Source organism: Mangrovimonas xylaniphaga (assembly GCF_001280435.1).
GTDB lineage: Bacteria > Bacteroidota > Bacteroidia > Flavobacteriales > Flavobacteriaceae > Mangrovimonas_A > Mangrovimonas_A xylaniphaga.
Window position 1 is genome coordinate 609,943 of record NZ_LBIP01000018.1, and the last position, 25,312, is coordinate 635,254.

The 25,312-nt window shown below is 37.4% G+C and carries 19 protein-coding genes; 7 read left to right on the forward strand and 12 right to left on the reverse strand.

Going from position 1 to position 25,312, the window contains the following annotated elements; all coding sequences use genetic code 11:
* The first annotated feature begins 1 nt into the window (after window position 1).
* Both moaCB and moaA read left to right on the forward strand, forming a co-directional pair.
* Entirely contained in the window at window positions 2–910 is a 909-nt protein-coding gene (gene moaCB, locus ZA06_RS13730) for a bifunctional molybdenum cofactor biosynthesis protein MoaC/MoaB (protein ID WP_053978036.1), read from the forward strand.
* The gene (gene moaA, locus ZA06_RS13735) at window positions 911–1,915 is read left to right on the forward strand and encodes a GTP 3',8-cyclase MoaA (RefSeq protein WP_053978037.1); all 1,005 of its coding nucleotides are present in this window, start codon (window positions 911–913) and stop codon (window positions 1,913–1,915) included.
* Here the strand turns inward: moaA and ZA06_RS13740 are convergent.
* From ZA06_RS13740 to nirB, 7 genes are all read right to left on the reverse strand, one after another.
* Window positions 1,912–3,360: a rubredoxin gene (locus tag ZA06_RS13740; RefSeq protein ID WP_053978038.1), complete on the reverse strand. Its 1,449-nt coding sequence runs from the start codon at window positions 3,358–3,360 to the stop codon at window positions 1,912–1,914. The two genes, moaA and ZA06_RS13740, sit on opposite strands and share 4 nt — an antisense overlap.
* Window positions 3,360–6,881 (reverse strand): nitrate reductase, encoded by a 3,522-nt coding sequence (locus ZA06_RS13745; RefSeq protein ID WP_053978039.1) that lies wholly within the window; start codon window positions 6,879–6,881, stop codon window positions 3,360–3,362. Before ZA06_RS13745 ends, ZA06_RS13740 begins: the two co-directional genes overlap by 1 nt.
* 169 nt (window positions 6,882–7,050) lie before the next feature.
* The gene (locus tag ZA06_RS13750; protein ID WP_053978040.1) at window positions 7,051–7,713 is read right to left on the reverse strand and encodes a response regulator transcription factor; all 663 of its coding nucleotides are present in this window, start codon (window positions 7,711–7,713) and stop codon (window positions 7,051–7,053) included.
* Window positions 7,714–7,773: 60 nt separating this feature from the next.
* Entirely contained in the window at window positions 7,774–9,585 is a 1,812-nt protein-coding gene (locus ZA06_RS13755; RefSeq protein ID WP_053978041.1) for a PAS domain-containing sensor histidine kinase, read from the reverse strand.
* Window positions 9,586–9,595: 10 nt separating this feature from the next.
* Window positions 9,596–10,174 (reverse strand): DUF4202 domain-containing protein, encoded by a 579-nt coding sequence (locus tag ZA06_RS13760; RefSeq protein WP_053978042.1) that lies wholly within the window; start codon window positions 10,172–10,174, stop codon window positions 9,596–9,598.
* 27 nt (window positions 10,175–10,201) lie between these two features.
* Window positions 10,202–10,582, reverse strand: a complete 381-nt coding sequence (nirD, locus tag ZA06_RS13765; RefSeq protein WP_053978043.1) for a nitrite reductase small subunit NirD — start codon at window positions 10,580–10,582, stop codon at window positions 10,202–10,204.
* 18 nt (window positions 10,583–10,600) lie between these two features.
* Complete coding sequence (nirB, locus tag ZA06_RS13770; protein ID WP_053978044.1) at window positions 10,601–13,114, reverse strand: nitrite reductase large subunit NirB; 2,514 nt, start codon at window positions 13,112–13,114, stop codon at window positions 10,601–10,603.
* 461 nt (window positions 13,115–13,575) lie between these two features.
* Between nirB and ZA06_RS13775 the strand changes: the two genes are divergently transcribed.
* Window positions 13,576–14,994: an MFS transporter gene (locus tag ZA06_RS13775; RefSeq protein WP_053978045.1), complete on the forward strand. Its 1,419-nt coding sequence runs from the start codon at window positions 13,576–13,578 to the stop codon at window positions 14,992–14,994.
* Between the two features lie 49 nt (window positions 14,995–15,043).
* A complete protein-coding gene (locus tag ZA06_RS13780) occupies window positions 15,044–16,321 on the forward strand; it encodes a hypothetical protein (protein ID WP_053978046.1) in 1,278 nt (425 codons plus the stop codon).
* A 13-nt stretch (window positions 16,322–16,334) separates the two neighbouring features.
* Here the strand turns inward: ZA06_RS13780 and ZA06_RS13785 are convergent, their stop codons facing one another.
* Window positions 16,335–17,465: an MFS transporter gene (locus ZA06_RS13785; RefSeq protein WP_053978047.1), complete on the reverse strand. Its 1,131-nt coding sequence runs from the start codon at window positions 17,463–17,465 to the stop codon at window positions 16,335–16,337.
* A 323-nt stretch (window positions 17,466–17,788) separates the two neighbouring features.
* Here ZA06_RS13785 and ZA06_RS13790 point away from each other — a divergent pair, with 323 nt between their 5' ends.
* The 3 genes from ZA06_RS13790 (at window position 17,789) to ZA06_RS13800 (ending at window position 21,056) form a co-directional block, all read left to right on the forward strand.
* Window positions 17,789–19,042 (forward strand): porin family protein, encoded by a 1,254-nt coding sequence (locus ZA06_RS13790; RefSeq protein ID WP_053978048.1) that lies wholly within the window; start codon window positions 17,789–17,791, stop codon window positions 19,040–19,042.
* A 173-nt stretch (window positions 19,043–19,215) separates the two neighbouring features.
* Window positions 19,216–19,602 carry an META domain-containing protein gene (locus tag ZA06_RS13795; protein WP_053978049.1) on the forward strand — a complete coding sequence of 129 codons (387 nt, stop codon included), beginning with the start codon at window positions 19,216–19,218 and terminating at the stop codon, window positions 19,600–19,602.
* A 257-nt stretch (window positions 19,603–19,859) separates the two neighbouring features.
* Complete coding sequence (locus tag ZA06_RS13800) at window positions 19,860–21,056, forward strand: porin (RefSeq protein WP_053978050.1); 1,197 nt, start codon at window positions 19,860–19,862, stop codon at window positions 21,054–21,056.
* A gap of 27 nt (window positions 21,057–21,083) precedes the next feature.
* On the opposite strand, the gene ZA06_RS13805 is transcribed toward ZA06_RS13800, so the two are convergent.
* The 4 genes from ZA06_RS13805 to ZA06_RS13820 form a co-directional block, all read right to left on the reverse strand.
* On the reverse strand, window positions 21,084–21,617 hold the full coding sequence (locus ZA06_RS13805) for a DUF4251 domain-containing protein (protein WP_053978051.1): 534 nt from the start codon (window positions 21,615–21,617) through the stop codon (window positions 21,084–21,086).
* A 48-nt stretch (window positions 21,618–21,665) separates the two neighbouring features.
* On the reverse strand, window positions 21,666–22,973 hold the full coding sequence (gene nhaA / locus ZA06_RS13810; protein ID WP_053978052.1) for a Na+/H+ antiporter NhaA: 1,308 nt from the start codon (window positions 22,971–22,973) through the stop codon (window positions 21,666–21,668).
* A gap of 93 nt (window positions 22,974–23,066) precedes the next feature.
* Window positions 23,067–24,755: a SulP family inorganic anion transporter gene (locus ZA06_RS13815; RefSeq protein ID WP_053978053.1), complete on the reverse strand. Its 1,689-nt coding sequence runs from the start codon at window positions 24,753–24,755 to the stop codon at window positions 23,067–23,069.
* Between the two features lie 9 nt (window positions 24,756–24,764).
* The gene (locus tag ZA06_RS13820) at window positions 24,765–25,265 is read right to left on the reverse strand and encodes a hypothetical protein (RefSeq protein WP_053978054.1); all 501 of its coding nucleotides are present in this window, start codon (window positions 25,263–25,265) and stop codon (window positions 24,765–24,767) included.
* Window positions 25,266–25,312 lie beyond the last annotated feature (47 nt).

The following is a 25,312-nucleotide window of genomic DNA, read 5'->3' on the forward strand; positions in this document are numbered from 1 at the left end:
CATGGTAGACATTACCCATAAAATAAAAACCTTAAGAGTTGCCACAGCCCAAGCTGTAGTTAAAGTCAGTAAACAAGGTACGATAGACGCCATCAAAAACAATATGGTGCCAAAAGGAAACGTGTTTGAAATGTCCAAAACTGCAGGACTGTTTGCCGTAAAGAACACGCATAACATTATCCCTGATTGTCATCCCCTGCCTATTGAGTTTACTTCTGTTGAATTTGAGATTGAGGATCTTGACATCAAAATTGACGTTACCATAAAAACCATATACAAAACTGGGGTTGAAGTTGAAGCTATGCACGGCGCTTCCGTGGTTGCCTTGACACTTTATGACATGTTAAAGCCTATCGACAAACAGATTGAAATTGGCACGATTAAACTTTTGGACAAAAAAGGTGGCAAAAGTAGTTTCAACAACAAACATAGATCGCAACTTAAAGCTTGCGTGTTTGTATGTTCCGATACTATTTCTGCAGGTTTAAAGGAAGACAAAGCAGGCAAAGCAATTATCGAAAAACTCGAACAAAATGATGTAGTAATTTCCAAATATGAAGTGATTCCAGACGAGATCGATATTATAAGAGAAAAAACAATCACTAATTCCGAAAACCACAATCTTATCATTTTTACTGGAGGCACAGGTTTATCATTTCGGGATGTTACTCCAGAGGCACTGGAACCTATTTTGGAGCGACGTATTCCTGGTATTGAAGAGGCCATCCGCAGTTATGGGCAAGAGCGCACGCCTTATTCCATGTTATCCCGAAGTGTTGCAGGAACACTAGCCGATTGTTTGGTTTTGGCCTTACCGGGATCTACGAATGGCGCTAAAGAATCTATGGATGCCGTGTTCCCTCACCTCCTACATGTTTTCAAAATTTTAAAAGGACAGCAACACGAATAGATGCAAAAAAACGATTCCATATTGACCGATAGTTTTGGCCGAAAACACAACTATCTCCGCATTTCATTGACTGAGAAGTGTAACCTACGCTGTACTTATTGTATGCCAGCCAATGGCGTTCCATTGACTCCCAAAAGTCATTTAATGACAGCCGATGAAGTTTTTGATATCGCCAAGATATTTGTAGAAAATGGCGTGACCAAAATACGACTCACAGGCGGCGAACCATTGGTGAGAAAGGACTTTACGGATATCTTAGAACATCTTTCAACATTACCGGCAAAGCTGTCTATTACTACCAATGCTGTACTTTTGGACCGGTTTGTTAATGATTTCAAAACTTATGGTCTTAAGGATGTCAACATTAGTTTGGATACACTCAATCCTGAGAAATTCCAACTGATTACCCGAAGAAATGAATTTCAAAAAACCTATCAGAATATTTTGCTTGCCTTGGAAGAAGGCTTCAACGTTAAAATAAATGTCGTTTTGATGAAGGGCTTCAATGATGACGAAATAGTGGATTTAATTACTTTAACCAAAAATCTTCCAATCTCTTTAAGGTTTATCGAATTCATGCCTTTTGACGGCAACAATTGGAATAAGGACAAATTGGTTTCCCAAGAAGAAATTCTCACTCAAGTACAAGAGCATTTTGGAGCCTCTGAAATTGCAACATTAGAAAACGAGCAAAATTTCACCTCAAGAAATTATAAAATCAAAGGATTTAAAGGTCAGTTTGGAATCATCAGTACAGTTACCAACCCTTTTTGTGATAGCTGTAATCGCATTAGGTTAACTGCCGATGGAAAGCTTAAAAATTGCTTGTTTTCAAACAATGAAACCAATTTGCTTTCATCCCTTAGAAATAAGGAATCTATAGAACCTCTAATTCAATTGGCATTATTCAAAAAGAAAGCCACCAGAGCGGGCCTTTCAAGCTTTGAAGAATTCAACAATACCGAACTTCATAACAACAGAAGCATGATTACCATTGGCGGTTAATCACTATTCACTATTGCTTTGCTTACTAGCTTTAATTCAAAGTCTCCTTTTGGAGCATCACAAATAGAACACACATATTCATTAGGCAATTCCTCAAAAGTCGTTTTTGGTTGGATGTCTTGAGTTACGTCACCGTAAGCTTCATTATAAACCGTTAAACAATGTTTACATTGATATACCTCAAATTCAAGGACATCAACATGTTCTTTTTCTGAAACTTGAGATCCCTTTTGCATACCCAACTTTTCAAAATACAATTGGCTCAACTCTACCAATAACGCTGGCAATTCCACCTTATCCACTTCTTGCACATGGGTGATATATTCCATGGAATTTGGATTGAAATCTTTTGCATACAACAAATTATAGGTATCCCTTATACTCATATCCCCCAATCCCTTGGGCGGCCGGTTCTTTTCGATCACCACAGAAGTAAAATAATTTGCTCTCTCAATTTGCTCTGTAATTCCAAAAGTCAATCCATAAGTACTAATGTCCTGCTTATCAAAAATCCCAACCAAATAATGTTTTAAATCCAGTGCCTCGGCATTACCAACTGGCAAATGCCAATTTAGCTCCAACATGGAATGACGCACGTTAATTCCCTTTTTACCCAAAAATTTTTCCCATTTAATTTTATCCTGAGAAGGAATGTCCTTTACAATAAATGACTTCCAAGGTGTAATTGAAATCTTTCCAATTTTACATTCGGCACACAAATCGCACATCTCTCTTAAAAAAGCAATATCATATTTATTGTTCCTCCAATAAAGTCCCAGCCAATACTTATCATTACCAAATCTATTCATCCCTTCATAATAAGGAAAAGGATAAAACGGCACCTCTAAAGCTTTATCAATGGTTCTGTTATTTGTATCCACCGCATCACTTACCAAATCAAACAGTACATCAATGTCCTCCAATTCCTCTTGAAGCAAGCTTTCAATAACCTGTTCAATTCTTGCCATATCCCAACTATATATTAAAGCAGGGTACAACTCAATTTGCTGCCATTCGGGCAAGCGCACATATAGATACCAATAGTCTTCATGCTCTGAAGCCACAAAATTCAAATGGCCGGTAAAAAGCGGTACCAATCGTTGTTTCGGATCTGTAATATTGACTTTTAAACACGGACTTTTTCTAAACTGTTCTAGGATGTACAAATACTTTTCACTAGACAGCCAAGAGGTGCTTTGAAAAATATCGGAAGCTACATAGGAAGACATAATATTTTCAACCTCAACAGAATTCGCATTTCCAAACTGCAAATTGCCAAAAGCCTCCAAATCTTGTTTGGAAAGCTCCTCCCGAAATAAAATGTCCTGCCGAGAGCCAAAAGACAGTGTTTTGATACCTAAACTCTCGGCAGCATCACAAATAGACTTTAATTCTCCTAAAGAAAGTACGCCACCATTTACAATCAATCTCGACAAACTTTTCATCACACCGGCACATTTACATGATTCAACAACTCCCTAACTTCTGTTTTACAGCTTCCACAGCCCAAACCTGCTCCTGTTTGTTTACATAATTCTGTAAAATCCTGACATCCTTCTTTAATACTCTCCAAAATATTGTCTTCTCCAACCTGTCCACAAGAACATACCAATCTCCCCAAAACTGGCTTGGCAGTTACAGATCCACGTAACAAAGTCTCCCGTTTATCAGATAACTCCACCTTACTTTCTATTAGCGTCTTGAACTCTGCAAATTCATTTTTGTCTCCTATCAATACGGCGCCAATCAACAAATCATCCTTCACAATGCATTTTTTATAATAGCGCTTACTCATATCCATCAAAACAATAATCTCATAACTTTCATCATTTTCAGGCACCATGATATCACCCAAACTACATAAGTCCAGATCACTAAATTTCAAAATATTCATAGTAATGGAACCTCTATAAATACTACTCACATCCCCAGCTAAAAAGTTAGCCAAAACCGTAGCCTGTTCCTCCGCCGCAGAGGTAATTCCAAATAGATTATTGTTGAATTCAGCAATTTCCCCGATAGCAAAAATATTTGGATCGGACGATTGTAAATATTGATTCACTTTTACTCCTCTCCCGCAAACAATCCCACTGTTTTTGGCCATCTCTATATTGGTACGCGTTCCAATAGCATAAACAATGGCATCCGATTTGAAGTTTTTACCACTTTTAAGAGTGATATTAAGTTTACCCGTCTCCTCGTCGTTGAAAACCGTACTAACCTCATTTGAAAAATAAACCTGAATCCCCAATTCCTGAACATGCATTGCCAAAAGCTTGCTGGAGACATGATCCAGTTGACGTTCCATTAACCAAGAACCCCGTTGAACAATGGTAATATTGACATTTTTATGCTTTAAGGCTGCGGCAAGCTCCAATCCCAATAGTCCACCTCCTACAATAGTAACATGTTGCTCTTCCAAAGGAGCTCCAGAAGTAGCTAAATAGTTCCGAAATCTATCGGCATCACTTTTGCTTCGCAAGGTAAATCGTCCTGGCAAATCTAAATTAATATCCTGCGGAACAAACGGCCTGCTACCGGTTGCTAAAATCAACTTGTCATAAGCATGGAAGGTTCCATCACTGTCAGTTACTAACTTATCTTTTCTATCAATTGCAACTATATAAGTGCCCGAATGGATATTTACATTCAATTTTTCCAGCTCGTGGGCTTTAATTTTCTGAAGCTGTTCCCAGGTCATTTCTTCGGTGATATACTCCGGCAACAGCACCCGATTATAGAACGGATGGACTTCCTTTGAAAACACATGAAGCTCATCCTCTTCATTATGGTCTCGATAATTTTGAATAAACCTAAAGGCTGCCGCTCCGGCCCCTACAACAATAATTTTCTCTTTAGGCTTTTTGTATTTTGAAACCGAAACACGTGTATACTTAAAATCTGGTTCTTTGGAAATTGGGTCTAATATCGTATTGGTTAAGTTGTTGGTTCTATTGAGGTCGCTTTGTAATTGTTTTCCCCAATGCATTGGCAAAAACACCACACCTCGCTTAATAGTATCCGTAACCTTTGCTCGAACCCGAACCAAACCATTTTTTGCCTTCACTTCTACCACATCGCCGTCCTTTATCTTGTTGATATAAGCATCAACATCATTGATCTCTAGGACCGGATTAGAATAATGGGTTTTCAATCTGCATACCTTCCCTGTTTTGGTCATGGTATGCCATTGGTCCCTAATTCTTCCCGTAGTCAATATCAACGGATATTCCAAGTTGGGCTCATCGGACACATTGCAAACAAAATCAGGCACATTGAACATAGCCTTACCAGAAGGCGTATAGAATACTTTATCCTCAAAAAGACGTTTCGTTCCAGGATGTTTATATGAATTTACCGGCCATTGAAATGTTCCTTCATTTTTAAGTCTTTGGTAATTGAGATATGAAATATCAATTCTGGTGCCTTTGGTCATTTCGCAATACTCATCATAAATATCCGAGGTGTTGTTGAAATTAAATCCAGAATAACCCATTTTTTGGGCAAATTGACAAAGAATACCCACATCAGGTCTTGCCTCCCCCGGAGCTTCAATTGCTTTTGGCAGATAGGAAATTCTTCTTTCGGAATTGGTCATGGTTCCTTCCTTTTCCAACCAAGCAGCTGCAGGAAGCACCACATCGGCATACTCAAGGGTATCCGATCTATTTGAAATATCCTGCACTACAACAAACTTGGCATTTTTCATGGCGCGCTCAATACGGTTCATATTTGGTAAACTCACCATAGGATTGGTACAAATAATCCAAATAGCCTTCATTTTGCCACTTTCCAACGCATCAAACATTTCCGTAGCCGTATATCCAGGTTTGGGAGCAATATCGTCAACCTTCCAAAAATCGGCCACCTCTTTTCGATGTTCTGAGTTCATCAAATCTTTATGAACCGCCAAAAGATTGGCCATTCCTCCTACTTCCCTACCCCCCATGGCATTTGGTTGCCCCGTCAACGAAAATGGTCCCGCACCAGGTTTCCCAACCTGCCCTGTAATTAGGGATAAGTTTAATAATGCATAGTTTTTATGGCTTCCAATGGCACTTTGATTAAGCCCCATAGCCCACATGCTTAAAAAGGCTTTCGCATTGCCAATTATTTGAGCGGCTTTTTTAATATCATCCACGGAAACGCCACAAATTTTGGAAGCCTCCCTCAATGAGGTAGATTTCACTTGCTTTTTATATTCTTCAAAATTTTCTGTATGCTTTTCTATAAAACGCTTGTCTACCCATCCCTTTTCAAGAATATAGCGGCCTAAAGCATTATATAGCACCACATCGGTGCCTGGAAGAATCTGAAGATGCAAATCAGCAAAACTTGCTGAATCCGTTTTACGAGGATCCACAACAATAATTTTCACTTCAGGATGTAACTCCTTATGCTGCTCGATACGCCTGAATAGAATAGGATGGCACCATGCCGGGTTTGCCCCTGTAATCAAGAAACAATCGGCCAATTCAATATCATCATACGAAATAGGCACTGAATCTTCACCAAACGTTTTTTTATAACCAACTACTGCAGAACTCATGCAAAGTCTGGAATTGGTATCAATGTTGTTGGTTCCCAAAAAACCTTTGACCAGTTTATTGGCTATATAATATTCCTCTGTAAGGCATTGTCCAGAAACATAGAACCCTACACTATCAGGACCATATTTTTGCATAATGGATTTAAACACTGCGGCAGTACGATCTAAAGCTGCATCCCAAGTAACACGTTCCCTGGGATGCGATCTACTCCATCGCATTTCGGGATACAATAATCTATCGGAAAGATCATTGGCAACATAATGAAGATTCATTCCCTTAGAGCACAACATACCCCTATTAACTGGGTGAGTTGGATCACCTTCCACCGATACCTTGTTGTTTGCTCCCTTTTTAACGAGAATTCCACATCCCACTCCGCAATAGGAACAGGTGGTTTTAAAGACTTTCTGTTGCATGCCTTAAAGAATTAAAACACTTAAAATTAAGTATAAATACTTAATTTTTTAAGCAAATCATTAAGGTTCAATGCAATATTACGAGAATCACAAATACGAGGTCATATTTTGGATTAACCTTAAAAAAATTGAATAAAAATGAAAAAAGTTAAATAATGATTTTGAAGCACTAAATCAAATTATACTCTTCGGCCATTTTAGACAGCTCAATGAGGTTTTTTACATCCAACTTTTTCATCAGATTATAACGGTGTACTTCGGCAGTACGCTTACTCACCTCTAGTTCTTTAGCCACTTCTTTATTGCTTTTGCCTTGAAGAACAATACTTAAAATCTGTTTCTCGCGCTTGGTCAATTTAAAAGGCAACTCTTTTTGTGAAGATTCTTTTTTAGACTGTGCAACAGTAGCCCCCATCATGTTATTGATGATAATAGACGAAACGTCTCCTGTAAAATACTTTCCTCCCGAAGCCACTGTGTGCAAGGCTTTTAAAAACTCTTCCTTACTAGATCCTTTTAACAAATACCCATCGGCTCCTGCGGCAATAGAATTCAATACATATTCCTCGGAATCATGCATGGATAATATCAAGGTTTTTAAGTGTGGATATGTGCTATTTACCTCGTTCACCACTTCAATACCATTCATTACAGGCATTCTAATATCCACAATCAATAAATCGGGTTGGGTTTCTTTTAAAATCTCAAGTGCTTCAACTCCATTGGAAGCCTCATCTATCACCAAAAACTCCTGTTCGTTTTCCAACAAAGCTTTAATACCATCCCTTACAAGCACATGATCATCTACCAGAATAATACGTATTTCTTCCATTATACCATAAGTATTAGTCTTACAAAAATACAGATTTTTTTAAGTAAAAGTACCTAAATTTCAAATGGGAACGTTAAGAGTTATGCGCGTTCCAGTTTCAGAAGAAGAATTCACGAACAACCGGCCATTAATATATGTAACCCGCTCCCGCATAAAGGTCATCCCCATACCTCCGGAGTCCAAATTGGAAGTCTTTACATTTGAAGCATCAAACCCAACCCCATCATCATCCACAGTAATACTTAAAATATGATCGCTATGGGATAGCATTACAATAATATGGGTTGAATTGGCATATTTTATAGCATTGTTAATGGCTTCCTGCGTAATTCGATAAATATTGATTTCTACAAGAGCATCCAATCTCTGGTTAAAATTGGATTTATTAAAAAATTTAATGGTCTTCCCTGTAAACTTTACCAGTTCCGTGACCAATTTGGAAAGTGCCGAGGCAACTCCATAATCCGTTAGTTCTGGTGGAGTTAAATTGAATGTCGCCACCCTAACTCCTAAAATGATATTTGCCGCAACTTCCTTAAGGTTTTCAATTTTAAGACGTGTTTTTTCAACATCCTTTAAATCGATGCTTTCCAAATTAAACTTTAAACCAGTAAGCATTTGCCCAATGCCATCATGGATATCCTTTGCAATACGGTTTTGCTCCTGTTCTTGATTTTCAATAATCTTGCTGGAGATTAACTTTTGTTGACTCATTTTCTCCTCATATCGTTGTTTAGTCAACATCTCTATTTCCAACTGTGCTTTTTTGATCTTAGTAATATCCGACGCAATAATCAACAATTCCTGTTTGTCCTTAGTTGAAACATATGGAATAACAAACATTTCCAACCACAGACTTCCCCCTTCTCCATTAGATAGCTCTACCTCTCCTTTCCATCCCGTTTTAGAATGCTTTTCCACCAAGGCATCTATGTATTCTTGCTCACTTTTATTGCTTGTAATTAAATTTGAAAAGGAGGAGGTTTTCTGTTCTTGCGACACCTTAAAAAACTGAGAGAACCGATCTCCCACATGCAGTACGGCACCATCTGAAGCAACTCGAGCAAACAACAACGTTTGGTCCATAATTTTATTAAGCGTGCGCAATTCCTTAACAGAACGCTCATTTTCCTCCCTCACAACATGAGCCTCCTGCGCCATCTCAATCGCATTTTGCTCTGACTCCAATAAGCGATGAATGGTTGCACGAATACCTTTGGCCGTTGGAGCAAACACAAAGAAAAACTCCACCAATAACACCAACAATGTAAATAACATCAACATAAATTCGAGCCCCCTCAATCTATCTACTTTTGCGCTAGCCTCAACATTATACTGATTTACAATAGCATCCATTTGCCGCAAGTAATCAGCTTCTTTACTTTTTACAATCCCTAAGGCATTCCCTAAATTAGCTTGAGAAATTTCACCATGTTCCTTAAGATCTCCGAGAACCGTCTCTGCAGATTGAAACATTTCCTCATAATAAGGTGCTAATTCCAAATACATCTGCTGCACTTCTATGCTATTCTCCCCTGGCAAACCCAAAACTTCACTTCCATGCAACAATGCCTCATGAGACGTCTTCCATAAAACAATTGTTTCTTTTAAATTTTCTGCTATAGAAATCTGTTCAGAATGGGAAGACACTGAAGGCAGTAACAACAATTCCTTGGTCAACTTTTGACTGAGCATCCGTTGACGACCGGCCACATTTACAACAGTAGAATCGCTTTGCTGATCCTGAAGAAAATTTCTAACTATAAATTGGCTAACAAGTACCGAAAAGGCAATAGCACTTAAGGCAATTATATACAAACGACTCAACTTTTTAAAAGTGCTTTCGTCTAAAGAATTGCCTGTTTTTGCCATAAAAATCCGTTTAAGCCAATGCCTTTTGAACAAGCTCCAAACTTCTTGAAGATAGTTTTAAGTTTAAAGCAGTCTGATGCCCTTGTTCCGACATTTTACGCCACGTTTTTTGAAGTATATCTATCAATTTTTCTTCGGAGTGTTTTTCTGAAAATGCATCGAAGTAATATTGAAGAAAGACCAAACACACCACATCTTCCAAAGTCTGGACTTCCTCATCTTTTTTGAGTCTTTTTTTGAGAATCAAATCCGCTACGCGAGCTACAAACTCATCATTATAACCAACCGATTTAAGAATCCCCGAGGTAATTTCAACATGAAAATCTTTTAAAGCATTTCTCCAATTGAAATATCCAACCTTATCCATTGGGTACTCATCCCTAGCAATTTTCCATCTGCAAATATGCTGTGCCTTAGCTGCAATTTTCAATGCTTCGGAAGCATCTGGACGAAAATCCAACAACTTTTCATACATTCTTTGGGAATACAACAGCTCCTTAGGATATTCCAGCCCATTAAAGACTTCCAGATTGGGATCTTTTGAATTTTCCTCATCTATTAAAGCCACGGCCTCTTGAAATTGCGTCATCTGAATTAGGTTTGGTTACTCTCAAATCTATTCAGAAAATCCGATATAAACAATGTTGTTTTCTATTTTTACAGGATAGGTAACAATAGCATCCAAATCGCCATTCAAGTTTTTACCACTTTCCAAAGAAAATGTCTTTTTATGCATTGGGCATGCCACTTTAGGAATACCACTCTCATCACCTATCATTCCTCGAGATAAAACCATTTCCATTTTATGTGGGCATAAATTTTGGCAAGCATACCACTTCCCTTTCCTCTGAAAGTTGAATACAGCCACCTGCTTATCTTTGTATTTTACACAAGCTCCTCCATTCACAGGAAAATCATCTACTCTGGCCGCTTTAAACCATACCGAAACCTCATTACTAACATTGGTATCATCCTTAAAAAAAAATACTTCTTTCATGTTTTTTTATATTAAGTTTCACCACGGTTGTGGCATTTTTTGTTCTCTCATTGGCACGAAAACAATATTTTCGTCGGTCTCTTCAGAATTCACAAAATGCTTGAAACGCTTTGTCATTTCTTCACTCTCTATAGCCTGCTTCCACTCACATTGATAAGCCTCCACCAAGCCTTGCATTTCTCGCTCCAATTCATCTCCCAAGCCTAAACTATCATTGATTACAATGCGTTTTAGCTGTTCAATACCCCCTTCCAATTTTTCCAGCCAGGTTGCAGTACGCATTAAAGGCGCCGCTGTACGGATGTAATACATTAAAAATCGATCCAAATATTTTAGACATGTGGCATTATCAATTTGTTCTGCCAGCAATACAGCATGCTTAGGTGTTGCTCCACCATTGCCACAGACATAGAGATTCCAGCCACCTTCAACAGCAATAACTCCAAAATCCTTACCTCTAGCTTCGGCACATTCTCTAATACAGCCTGAAACACCTCCCTTAATTTTATGCGGAGAACGCAAACCTTTGTAGCGGTTTTCCAATTCTATGGCAAAACTCACACTTTCGTCCATACCATAACGGCACCACGTAGAACCTACGCAGCTCTTCACAGTACGAAGCGACTTTCCATAGGCATGACCACTTTCGAATCCAGCATCAATGAGCTCCTTCCAAATGCCAGGCAACTGATGCAATTGAGCACCAAACAAATCAATTCGTTGGCCCCCTGTTATTTTAGTGTAGAGATTATACTTTTTACCTACAGCTCCTATTACCATTAAACGCTCTGGCGTAATTTCTCCTCCTGGAATTCTTGGCACAACGGAATAAGTACCATTTCTCTGAATATTAGCCAAAAATCTATCGTTGGAATCTTGGATTACAGCCTCTTTATTAGCTGTATCGTTATAAAGACTCGCAAAAATAGACGCTACTACAGGTTTACAGATTTCGCAACCGTCACCCCTTCCACAACTGTCAATGGCTTCATCAAAAGTCTGGATCCCTCTAATTTTTAAAATACTATAAAGCTCTTGACGAGTAAATTCGAAATGTTCACAGATGGAATCTTTAACTTCTTTCCCAAGCTTTTTAAGGGTTTCATTTACCAAATCAACCACCATAGGCTTACAACCACCACAACCTGTGGTGGCTTTGGTACATCTTACCACCCCTTTCAAATCAATAGCTTGATTTTCTATTAAAGAATTACAAATGGCTCTTTTAGAAACACTTTCGCAGGAGCATATTTGCGCCGTATCTGGCAAATCCATCACACTTCCAAAAACAGAACCACCTTCCCCACGAGCCCCTAGAATCAATTCTTCCGCATTCTCCGGCAAAGGCATCCCGTTAAGATACATTTGATGTAAAATATTATAATCTACCACATCGCCAACCAAGATACCTCCCAAAAGAGTTTTCCCATCGTGACTGACATTAATTCGCTTGTAAAGTCCTTTTGTTTTGTTTTCAAAAATTATGGACAACCCTTTACTTGCTGGCATGTAAGGCTCTCCAAAACTGGCTACATCAACTCCAATTAATTTCAATTTGGTCGACATATCGATATCCTCACTCATCACCACTTCTGAATTCCCCATAATTTGATTAACAGCAACATCAGCCATTTCATAACCAGGGGCCACAAGTCCATAAATCATTTTTTGATACAGAGCCACTTCCCCAATAGCATAGATGCTAGGATCTGAAGTTCGCATGGCATGATCTACTTCAATACCACCTCTCACTCCCATCTCCAATCCGCAACATTTTCCGAGCTCATCTCTAGGACGTATTCCAGCAGAAACAATCAACATGTCAACTTCCAAAACGTCATCTTCTCCAAAATCCAACCCAGAAATATAATCATCCCCCAAAACTTGATTCGTAGCCTTACTTAAATGAATGTGAATCCCCATAGACTCCAATTTAAGTTTCAAGATATTACTGCTGCGTAGATCCAATTGACGTGGCATTAACTTTGAAGCAAACTCAACAATGTGAGGCTCCAAGCCCATATCCATTACAGCTTTACCGGCCTCTAAACCTAACAATCCTCCGCCCATAACAGCAGCTTTAGGATGGGGATTCTTTTTTTTCAATTCCTCTGCATAATCCAACATATCCTCCAAATCCTCAATAGTACGATATACAAATACGCCTTTTTTTTCAACTCCTTTGATAGGAGGCACAAAAGGCGTAGATCCTGTTGCCAAAACCAAATAATCATAGGAAAACGATTTATGTCTAGCAGTAGTCACCATTTTCAGATCCCTATCTATATCCACAACACGCTCTCCAACAATCAACTCAACACCATGATCATCATACCAATTCACAGGGGCTAACTCTAAGGCTGGAGCATTTCTACTTTCAAAAAACTCACTCAAATGAACCCTGTCATAAGCAGGTCTTGACTCCTCGCCAAATACCACCAATCGATATTTCTCCTTTACCTCTTTAGCTACAAATTTTTCGCAAAACTTATAACCAACCATTCCATTTCCAATTACAATGACAGTTTTCATAAGTATAAAAATTGAGTTTCAATCAAAATTAAGTATTTATACGTATAAAATTATTTCAATACTAAGTTTTTTTTTGAAATCATACTTATTTTTATAAAATCGTCAAAACATCGGCTCTATATTTAATTATTAATAAAATCAGCATCTTATAATTACAAATACAACAAATACAATTCCCTTGAAATTAGAAGAGCAATCATAACAGGACTTTAAACATCCCTTTAAAACAAAAAGTAAACAACTGATAAACAATATCTAAGATTCTAAACAACTTATCAATAAACAAATAAGAGCTTGCGAATATCAAATTTTCAACACTCATTTTTTATAAGAAAGCGAATTTAGAGGTTTCTATTTTCAGAAAAACAAAAAAATACGTATTAATACTTATTTTTTAAATTAAATTAATTGCGTACAAATACTTAGTTTAATAATTTTATGACAACTAAAAATTGGAAATCATGAGTACTAAATTTACACCAAAAGCAACCCAACTCGCCCTTTTGAACTTTAAAAGCGTTTCCACAAGAACGTTTTGGATGACTTCCATTGCATTCTTTTTATGCTTTTTTGCATGGTTTGGCATTGTCCCCTTTATGCCCAATGTAGTTAAAGATCTTGGACTTACACCAGACCAAAAATGGAACTCTATTATTCTAGCAGTTTCAGGAACTGTGTTTGCACGATTACTGATTGGAAAACTTTGTGACAAATATGGACCTAGACTTTGCTACACATGGTTATTGATGCTTGGAGCAATTCCTGTTATATTAATAGGACTGGTACAAACCCCACTACAATTCCTAATATGCAGACTGTTTATTGGGTTCATTGGCGCTTCCTTTGTGATTACCCAGGTTCACACCTCTATTATGTTTGCTCCAAATGTGGTAGGAACAGCCAACGCCACTTCTGCTGGATGGGGAAACCTTGGCGGAGGCGCCAATCGTTTGGGAATGCCTATCATTGCTGCAGCCGTGATTAGTTTTGGAATTGCCAATGAAGCCAATGCCTGGAGATACTCCATGATTATTGCAGGGGTGATTTGCTTTATTACGGGAATCATTTACTACTTCTTCACCCAAGATACTTTAAACGGCAATTACAAAGAACTTAGAGAAAAAGGTGAATTGCCTACAAAAAGCAAAGATCAAACAAGCTTTTTAAAAGTTCTAAAGGATTACAGAGTTTGGATCCTATTTTTTGTGTATGCAGCATGCTTTGGAATTGAGTTAACCGTGTACGGGACTATGGATGATTATTTACAAAACACATTTAACCTCCCAAGATTAACTGCAGGAAACATAGTACTCTCCTTTGCCTTAATGAACATTTTTGCCCGTACACTTGGTGGCGTTTTTGGAGACCGATTTGGGAAACTTAAAGGCTTAAAAGGTCGCGTGTATTTTCTAGCACTTATCTTAGGACTTGAAGGTTTAATGCTTTCTGTATTTTCAAGCATCAATATTCTATCTGTTGCCATAGTATTCCTAATAGCTTTTAGTCTTACAGTTCAAATGGCCGAAGGTGCAACATTTTCGGTGGTTCCTTTCATCAACAAAAAAGCAATTGGGGCCGTTTCAGGAATTGTAGGTGCGGGAGGTAATGTAGGTGCATTTTTGGCTGCCTTATTATTAAAATCAAAATCAGCAGTAGCAGAGAAAGCAGCCATTGCAGCCAATGAAGGGGCCACACAAGACATCATTGAAGCAGCTCAAGCAGCAGCATCTTCCCAAGCTGTATCCAATGGCTTTTTGATAATAGGAATTTGTATCATCGTGGCATCAATTTCAGCATTGGCAATCAAGTTTTCAACTAAAGATGAGAGGAAAGTAGCCAAGGAAATGGAATTATCCTTACAATTAAACACAAATAACTAACACAAAACCACTATTTTAGATAATATTTTAACCTTAAAGTGAACCACCCATGACTAGAAACTATCTATTTTTAGCTTTAGCACTTACACTTATATCGAATTGCTACTCCCAATTTACAATGGACGGAGAGTTTAGACCAAGAAGCGAATACCGTCATGGTTTCGGCCAAGTTATAGCCGATTCCTTAGAACCTGGATATGGTATTTCAACTAGATTAAGATTAAATCTAGGTTACAAAATGAAGTCTTTTAATTTCTATATGAGTCTGCAAGATGTATTTGTTTGGGGGGAAAATCGCCAATTAAAACCTGAGGATAGCAATAATAGTTTTTCTGTATTTGAAGCATGGGCCGATGTCAAGCTATCGGATCATGTTACCACAAAGATAGGCCGTCAAGTGTTGGCTTATGACGATGAACGCATTTTAGGTGGTGTTGGCTGGGCGCAGCAAGCAAGAAACCATGATGCCCTTTTATTCAAATACAAAAACAAGCATAGTTTTTCAGCTGACGTTGGTTTCGCTTTCAATCAGGATTACACAAATGCAGGAGGCTTTGCAAATTCAGGCAATGCCTATAATACTACAGGTTTCTTCTCTTACAAAACCATGCAGTACCTTTATTTGAAAAATGTTTGGGATAACTTTAGTGGAAGCTTCTTATTCCTCAATAATGGCTTTCAAAATTTCAAGGAAGATGGAAGCACCCAGGACGGCATCAGCAACCTTAGAACCATTGGAACCCATTTGGGCTACAAAAATTCTTGGCTGGACCTGCAATCCAACATATTCTTTCAGAATGGAAAGAGACAGGGAGAAATTAATGTGAAAGGTGCTTATTTGGCAGGATTGGAAGTAAAGTTTAAAGCCTCTAAAAGCATATCCGTAGGTGCAGGAACTGAATTTATCAGCGGTAATGATGAAGGTCCTGGCAAAACCGGAGCCTTCTTCCCGCTGTATGGCACCAACCATAAATTCAACGGTTTAATGGATTACTTCTATGTTGGCAACCATGCTAATTCCGTGGGACTTATTGATGTTCATGCAGGTGCCCTCTTCAACTTCAAGAAAAGTTCAAGCTTGGAAATAAAAGGACTCTATTTTTCAGGGGAAACGGAACTTCCTAGCGGCGATAAATCCTTAGGAACAGAACTTGACTTGGTATATTCCAAATCTTTTGACGGCTATGCCATAAAAGCAGGGTACTCACAAATGTTTTGCAGCGATGGAATGTACGAACTTAAAGGTGTATCCAAAAACTCTGCTTCCGATTGGCAAAACTGGGCATGGGTAATGCTAGTAATAAAACCTAAATTTATAAAAGGATAAACTAGGTTTAGCCTTATTTTCTGTTGAAAAACAGTCTTGAGATTGGAATCAACATTAGTCCTGAAAACACGAAGACAAAAAAGGCATATCGCAATCCAAAAGCGTGTGCTAAATACCCCACCATTGGAGGGCCTATCAACATTCCGATGGTTCCATAAGTAGAAATAATCGAAATGGCCATTCCTGCCGAATACTTTTGGGAAGTTCCAGCCAAACTGAAGGCCATTGGGAATACAGAAGCAGTACCAAAACCAACTAAACAGAATCCAAACAAAGCTGGCCAAAAGTAAGGCCAAATAATCGAAATCAAAATTCCAATCGCCACACTAACGGCACTAATTGCAAAGGTTTTTGGCATTCCCAACAATTCCACCAAACGATCTGAAAAGAAACGCGACAACGCCATAAAGGTCATAAAAATTAAATACCCATAGGTAAAGACTTCAGCCTTGACCACTTCCTTAAAATACACCCCACTCCAATCGAACATCCCTCCTTCACACAAGGCGGCAAAAAACACCAAAAGCCCCAAATACAAGATAAAAGCATCAGGTTTACCTAAAATCAACTTATTACCAGAAGGCGCTTTGTCATTAGTCAATGTAAAAAAATAAGCTACAATGGAACATACCAGAGTTACAATTGAAACCACCATCAAGTGAACAGGCATTCCAATATTAAGTTTAACCATTAAAGTTGAAAAGCCAACACCAACCAAACCTCCCGTACTCCATAATCCATGGAAGGAACCTACAATTCGCTTTTCATATTTCTTTTGCAACGTGATAGATTGGGTATTCATGGAAATGTTAAGAATTCGCATAAAAAAAGAAAACACACAAATACTAGCCACCAGTAAAAAGGGTGTTGTAACAAACCCGATAGCAATAAGTGCCAAAGCAAAACAAACAAACGCCACCACCAACGGTCCACGGCTGTTATACTTGGAAATTAACCAACCGGACACTGGCAACCCAATAATAGAACTTATGGGCATTGCCAAAAGAATCGTCCCTAATTCCGCCTCATTAAAATTGAAATAGGTTTTAATACTAGGAATTCTCGATGCCCAAGTAGCAAAGGTCAAACCAGATAAAAAGAAATAAGTGTTTAAGGCAATACGTTGTTTTACTCTCTCTTGCATAACGAGACTTTGATAAAAATTCAAAATGAATTAAGCCTACAAAATTAAATGAAAATGAGTTAGATAAATATCCTCAACATCCCATTTTGCAAAAATTACAGTTTCCTCATTTTTAAGAAGTTTTATTATCAAAGTACTAGTTTTAACTACAATTTCCTACTGCTTACTCAAGCTCTTATATATTAAAATATCAATACCTCAAGAACACTCAAAAGCAAAAACTTACAGGAAGCCCTTGGAAAACACAAAAAACTTTGTTGAAAATCACATTAAATTAACCTAAGTTTGATCTTATTTTTTCAATTATAACCAACCAACTGTTTATGCTTTCTGCCCAAAAATCTGTTTTAAAAACAGCCAAACCACACTTACTTTTTATTCTAGTATTTTTTTCATTCCTGAACACTTACGCCCAAATAACTTTTGAAAAAGGCTATTTTATAGATTATTCTGGTAAAAAGGTAGAATGCCTCATAAAAAACACAGATTGGAGATACAACCCAACTGAGTTTAAGTACAAATTAGCTGAAGAATCTAAAGTTGAAACGGGTAATATCAACACCGTAAAAGAATTCGGAATTTACAACAGATCAAAATATTTAAATGCTTCTGTAAAAATTGATATTTCCTCAACGGACCTATCAAAACTCGGCTATCAAAAAGAACCTATTTTTAAAGAAAAACAACTGTTCTTAAATGTTTTGTTAGAGGGAAAGGCTAATTTATACCTCTTTGTAGACGGTGGTATTAGGCGATACTTTTTCAATACAGATATCAACCCAATAGAACAATTAATTTATAAGGAATATAAAGTTGAGGAAAATAAGATAAAAGCAAACAATGAGTTCAAACAGCAATTATGGAATTCATTGAAATGCGAGACCATTACTATGGGGCAAATTAAAGCCCTAGACTATCACAAAGATGATTTGCTCAATATTTTTATTGATTATAACGAATGTAACAACTCAGCTTACACAACTTTTAAAGAGAAAAAGAAGATTTCTTTTAATTTAGCCCTTCGCCCAAGACTTAATATTTCATCATTAAGTGTAGACAACCTTAGTTCAGATTTTAAAGATACAGAGTTCGACCAAAGTTTAAACTTTGGATTTGGAGTGGAAGCAGAATTTGTTTTACCCTTCAATAAAAGAAAATGGGCCATTATTCTTGAACCTACATATCAATATTACAAATCTGAAACTGAAAATGTCGAAAATAATGTTGCAGCTGGAGAATTAAAAGCTACCGTAGACTACTCGTCAATAGAAACTCCTCTTGGATTGCGATACTACTTCTTTCTTAACGACAATTCTAAACTCTTTATTAATGGACTTGCTGTTTTTGATGTTGGTATAAAACAATCTGATATTAAATTTGAACTTAGTTATGCTTCCTTAAACCCGCTACAAATAAACACTTACCTAAATGCCGCTTTTGGCGCTGGTTATAAGTTTAGGGACAAATATAGTCTGGAGTTCAGATATTTTACAACAAGAGATCTAGTAACCCATCACCTGAATTATGATTCAAGCTACCAATCTATGTCTCTTATTCTAGGAATATCCATACTTTAGAGTACTAATCACTTATTTTCAGATATTTAATAAATTTAAAATTAGGGCTACGCTTTAATTTTAGTATCTTGTAGTGTCATTAAACACTAAGAATTATGCGCTCAATTTATACTATTTTAGTCATAATCTCAATATTTATCACTGGCTGTAACGACTCTAAAAAAGAGAACACTATGTCATCCGAATCACATGAATATAAAATGAAAAACACAAATTCCTTGGAAGGCACATGGGAAGCCAATTACATAATGGGAGGTCCAAAAGATTTCAGTGAAATCTATCCTCATGGAGCTCCAAAAATTACTTTTGATTTAGAAAAAGAAACTACCGCAGGGCAAACTGGATGTAATAATTTTAGTGGTCCTATAAAAATTGACGGCAATAGCATTCAGTTCAATGAAGCAATGGCTGTTACCCGAAAAATGTGTCCAGATATGACAGGGGAAAAGTTATTTCTTGACACCTTAAAAAAAATAAACAAATTCTCAATCAGTGAAGAGGGCCATACACTCAACTTGATCATCGGAGATATTGCTGCTATGAGGCTCCACAAACTGTAAAATTGCCTTTTAAAATTCATTTCATTGGAGGAATTTCTATATTCAATCCTTCCTACATAGAAGCGAGTTTTGGAAATTAAACGAACCCCTTAATTATTTACTTACAGATAGTTACATTTTATTTCTTCAAAAATAACTATATTAGTCTTGTAAAGAAACACTTGCGTTTTTTATAACAGTCTTACAATAAGAACGACTTAAAACTTAGTTCTCAACAAACATTTACTGACTATAATTTTATTAGTTACTATTTTGGGATGCATTTAAGAACCTTTTCCATAACACTACTTGCTTTACTACTCTTTTGCAACCTAAGGGCTCAAGAAAAGACTAAGAAAAGTGATACCCTACAGCTTATTGTAAAGCCCTATGGCAGTTTTAGAGGTCATATGGCGGTATTTGAAAGGGAGTTGGAATTTCAGGAAAATGCCTCCAGAATTGGCTTAAATATTGATATTAAGGCCAAAGGTGTCACTTTTTTTATGGGAAGTGAACTTCAACTTAAAATGTTCAAGGGAAACTTAGGTTTTAATGCGGATGCTAATTTATCAGGAGGCTTTTTGGTTGCCGATTCCCCCCAGTCCGAACAGGTATTTGGTAGTCGCTTGGGATATTTAGGTTTTGACCTTAAACAATATGGTAAATTCACCTTTGGAAAACAATGGAGTGTCTTTTATGATGTCACCGGACTTACGGACTGTTTAAATGTTTTTGGAGGCCGTGGTTCACCTACCTATTACGGAGGGACCGATGGAGGTACTCTTGGCACCGGAAGGGCCGACCAGGCCTTTGTATACAGAAATTCCCTTGGGCCAGTTTCACTCGGGCTTCAAATTCAGGCTAGGTCTGCTACTAACAATAAGTTTTTTGACAGTTATGGTGCCTCCTTAAGAATAAAGTTTTTAAAACACTTTTTAGTTTCAGGGGCTTACAATAAAGCTTATTTAAATGAAACCCTAATTGAAGACCATTTGGTTTTAGGACTTGAAGGACAACCCCAGTACTATGCTTTTGGACTGCAATACAAGGACAAAAAACTACAGTTGGCGGCAGTGCTGTCACACCAAAACAATGGCGATTTAACTCATGGTGTTTTAATAGTAGATTCAGAAATCACCTCTCCCTCCGTAGTTTTTGATGCCACCGGATTTGAATTCTACGGAAGATACCAATACCATAGTGCTATTTTTATTGTAGGGTATAATCTATACAATCCAGAAACCAAAGAAATATCCGCTCCCGATGGTCAAAAACCTGTTGTTGACGGGTTCAAAATTGAAGATTTAATCCTTGGCGCCGAATACCGCCCACTAAAACGAGCGTATTTTTACTCGGAATACAGAATTTCCAATGGAAGATCTTCTCTTGGCGTTAAAGATTATGATGTATTCACAATCGGAATTAGAATCAATATTGAAAAAACGTACAAAACCAAAATCAAAAAATTAATTTAGGCTTTTATATCAAAGCACACTTCTGATCTATTCGCCAACGGCCACTGTACTTGCTTCTATTTTCCCATCATAAGTAATCCGATTTCTATTACTACTGCTCACAGACAGATTTGAATTTCCGTTTCCATAAATTGTTAGAATCATTTTAAAGTTTTCTGAATTGTTTTTAACTGAAAAACTAATGGTAATTCTTCTTTTCTTTTCATCTATCTTTTGGCTGTAATTATAAATATCTCCCTTAGCTACAACACCTCCACTGGAACTCGATCCATATCCAGAAGCTACCTGAGCTACTCCAAAATAAGGCAAATCTGCATCTACTTTTTGATGGTCCAATCTTAAAAAATTAGGATTGCCTATTAAATTAATCCTGCGTCCCTTTTGTGTAGTTGCCCAATCGGCTGTAAATGTAAACACCTCCCCTTCCACAAGCGTTTTAGTTTTCACAAACTCTTCTTGTTCCTGAGCTTCTTTTATTGCTTTTTTCTCTGCTTTTGTTTGGGCATTTACTGTTGTGACCGCAACAAGCAAAAAGAATATCCTAACTATTATTTTTTTCATAACAACTATTTTTTTTACTCTATATAAACCTTTTAAAACCTTATATCCTCATCCCTTTTTCGTGACAATCCTCAAAAACAGGTATCCCAAAAATCCTGAAATAAGAGATCCAGACAGAATTCCCAATTTGGAAAGTTCAATAAAATTTGGTTCGTCTTCAAAGGCCAGATTTGCAATAAAAATAGCCATGGTAAACCCCACACCTGCCAAAAGGCTCACCCCTACAATATGTTTAAAGTTAAGCCCCTTGGGTAAAGCAGCCATGCCTAACTTCACCCCTAAAAACGAAAAGGAAATCACCCCTAAACTCTTTCCCAACAATAAAGCCAACGCTAAATTTATGGCTAGACTCATATCCCCCGAACTACTTCCTCCTAAAGGAATTCCGGAATTAGCAAAGGCAAATATTGGGATGATAAAATAGGCTACCCATCCATGTAAGTTGTTCTCCAATTGCTGCAAAGGAGACTGTACGTTGGCCACCCAATCCTGAATACCATCAATCAAATAAATTTGCCGTTTTGAAAGCATTTCTCCTCCATCATTACTGGTTCTGTGAAGTTTAGTCGTTATGTCATCAAGGTAATCAATACTATCCTTTAAAGGATGTTTTCTTCGAATGGGGATAATCAATGCTACCAAAACCCCAGCAATCGTGGGATGTATTCCGGACTTTAAAAACAATAGCCACACAAGGGTTCCGCAAGCAGCATAAATATACATATTGAAATACCTTCTGGCACTCAAAGCCACCAAAATCAGCAACACCAATAAAGCATAGCCAATAAGCACCCAATCTATATGATGACTATAAAATATGGCAATGGCCAAAACCGCCATTAAATCGTCCACAATAGCAAAGGCCGTCAGAAATATTTTAAGCGACAAGGGCACTCGATCTCCTAACAATTGTAAAATGGCCAAAGAAAATGCAATATCTGTGGCCATAGGAATTCCCCATCCATCTGCTGTCAAAGGATCTTTGTTTAAAAACAAGAACAACCCTATTGGAATAAAAACGCCTCCTACGGCAGCAAAAATAGGTAGTGACGCTTTTTTTAAACTATTCAGTTCCCCCAACAAAATTTCACGCTTAATCTCCAGACCTATCAAAAAGAAGAAAATGGCCATAAGCCCATCATTTACCCAAAGCGATAAAGGCTTAGACAATTCAAAACTCCCTATCTCAAAGCCTATGTGATGAGTCCATATGTTTTGATAAGATTCAACGTAAGGAGAGTTGGCCCAAATTAAGGCAGTAATAGTGGCCGTAAACAACAAAATTCCACTTAAACTCTCAATTTTCACAAATTTGGCAATAGGAGCAACTATGGATCTGTTTAACTTTTTGGCCATTTTGGATATTTTGTATTAAAGGTATAAAAATACTTTGACCATCGCTAAAAAGCGATAGTCAAAGTGAGATGTAACATCCAATAAATAAACAATTTAGTTTAGATTCTCGGCCTTAACAAGATCTTTTATAATAAGAACATTGGAAGGCACTTTCACTCCGTTTTTGAGAGTCATTGGGGAAACGGGAGGTTCATTATCGGATATTACAGAAGTTAGATGAGTTGTAGAATTTTCTATTTTATATTCACTTCTAAACCCAACCAAACTAATGTCTATATGTTTTTCTTTGGAACCTGTTTTTGCAAATTCCTTTATAAGCTGCAATACATCATGGTCTATATAAATGGTGTTTGAGGCATCTACAATTAAACGGCTATTTTCCGGGAGATGTGCAAAAGTCTGCTTAATTGCTGCCTTGTTTAAAAAGGATACCTCTTGGGCCAATTCCATATGAATGGTCTTGCCCTCTGGATGTTCGTCCTTTTTAAAGAAATAGGCCAATTTCAAATTCCCTCTCAAAATAAAATAGACACTCACAGCCAATCCAATGGCAACCCCTATCAACAAATCAGTCAATACAATAGCAATTACGGTAACGACAAAAGGAATAAATTGAAATTTCTTGCTATTTCTCCACATGTGCATAAACACTTTTGGACTCGCCAAATTGTATCCAATAACTATCAATACTGCCGCCAAGGAAGCCAGTGGAATTTTGTTTAAAACGGTTGGAATCGCCAAAACAGCTAACAACAAAAAGAATCCATGTGAAATAGTCGCTAATTTGGTTCTTCCCCCTGAATCAACATTGGCCGAAGATCTTACAATTACAGAGGTCATTGGAATCCCTCCTATCATACAACTTAGCATATTCCCAACCCCTTGAGCTTTCAATTCTCTATTGGTATTGGTATAACGCTTCAGGGGATCTAATTTGTCAGAAGCTTCAATACACAAAAGGGTTTCTATGCTTGCTACAGCTACAATAGTTAGGGCCACGACCCATACCTGTGGATTCACAATTTGGGTGAAATCTGGCAAACTAAATTGTCCCCAAAACGCGGCCATTGAATCTGGTATAGGTAAGCTTACCAAATGTTCTGAACTTATAGCTAAACTAGACCCTGTATATACAAACACTTCGTTGATGGCCACCCCAACCAAAACTGCAACCAAGGAACTAGGAACCGACTTGATTTTTTGTAATCTCGGCACTTTTCTAAAAGCAATAATTACTCCAAGAGAAGCTAACATTACCAACACAGCACCCAAATGCACATAATTAATGGCATCAATTATTGTGGAAAACCAATCATGCTTTCCCTCCTTGTTAACGTGAAAAAAATCTCCCTCATTAATCACATCATACCCTACAGCATGAGGCAATTGGGTTAAAATAATTAGAATTCCTATCCCTGCTAGCATTCCCTCTATCACATTGGAAGGCAAATAGTTTGAAATAACACCAGCCTTTAAATACCCCAACACAATCTGAAGCACCCCAGCAATAACCCCAGCCAATAAAAATGCCTGGAAGGAACCTAAAGTAGAGATAGCTGTAAGAACAATGGCTGTCAACCCTGCCGCAGGACCTGTAACACTTAAAGGTGAATTGCTTAAAAACCCAACCACGATACCTCCCACTACACCAGAAATAATTCCTGCAAACAAAGGTGCGCCACTTGCCAAGGCTATTCCCAAACAAAGTGGTAATGCCACCAAAAACACAACTAACCCAGATTTTAGGTCAGATTTTAAATATGTTGTATCCAATAATTTCATATCAATAGTTTATTTTAAGTGTAACTTCACAAAAAGTGTATCCAAAATCCCATCAGATTTCCTTTCATTCTCGGTAACAGCATTATTGCTGTCAACTTCTATATATTTTATTTCACTATTTCTTATGTATGGGGTGATATCAAAACACCTTTTAGAAGCAAAGTTTTTATAACTCGTACTCGGTATCAGGGCTTCATCAATACTGTATATTTCCAGAAACCCCTTAAATGCAAATCTGTTTGTTCCATCAAAAACTACATTCTGAACATTTTTCACCTTGTAGCCATGATCTTCGAACAACTGCTTTTGCGTCTCCAAATACCCTGGAGATACTATGGAATTAAGAATTCTAGTGTTCGATAAATTCAGGTAATCGAACAAGGATTCACCAATTCTATAACCTGAAGCAAACACAATGCTCAAGGTATCCTCAGGAAAATTCAAGACAGCACTTTTCAATAACTGCAACGAATTTTCACTAAAATCTGTTGGTATTAATACGGTTTTCATTGCTCTAATTTTTACAATACAAACGTATTACAGCCAAATTAGAGCCG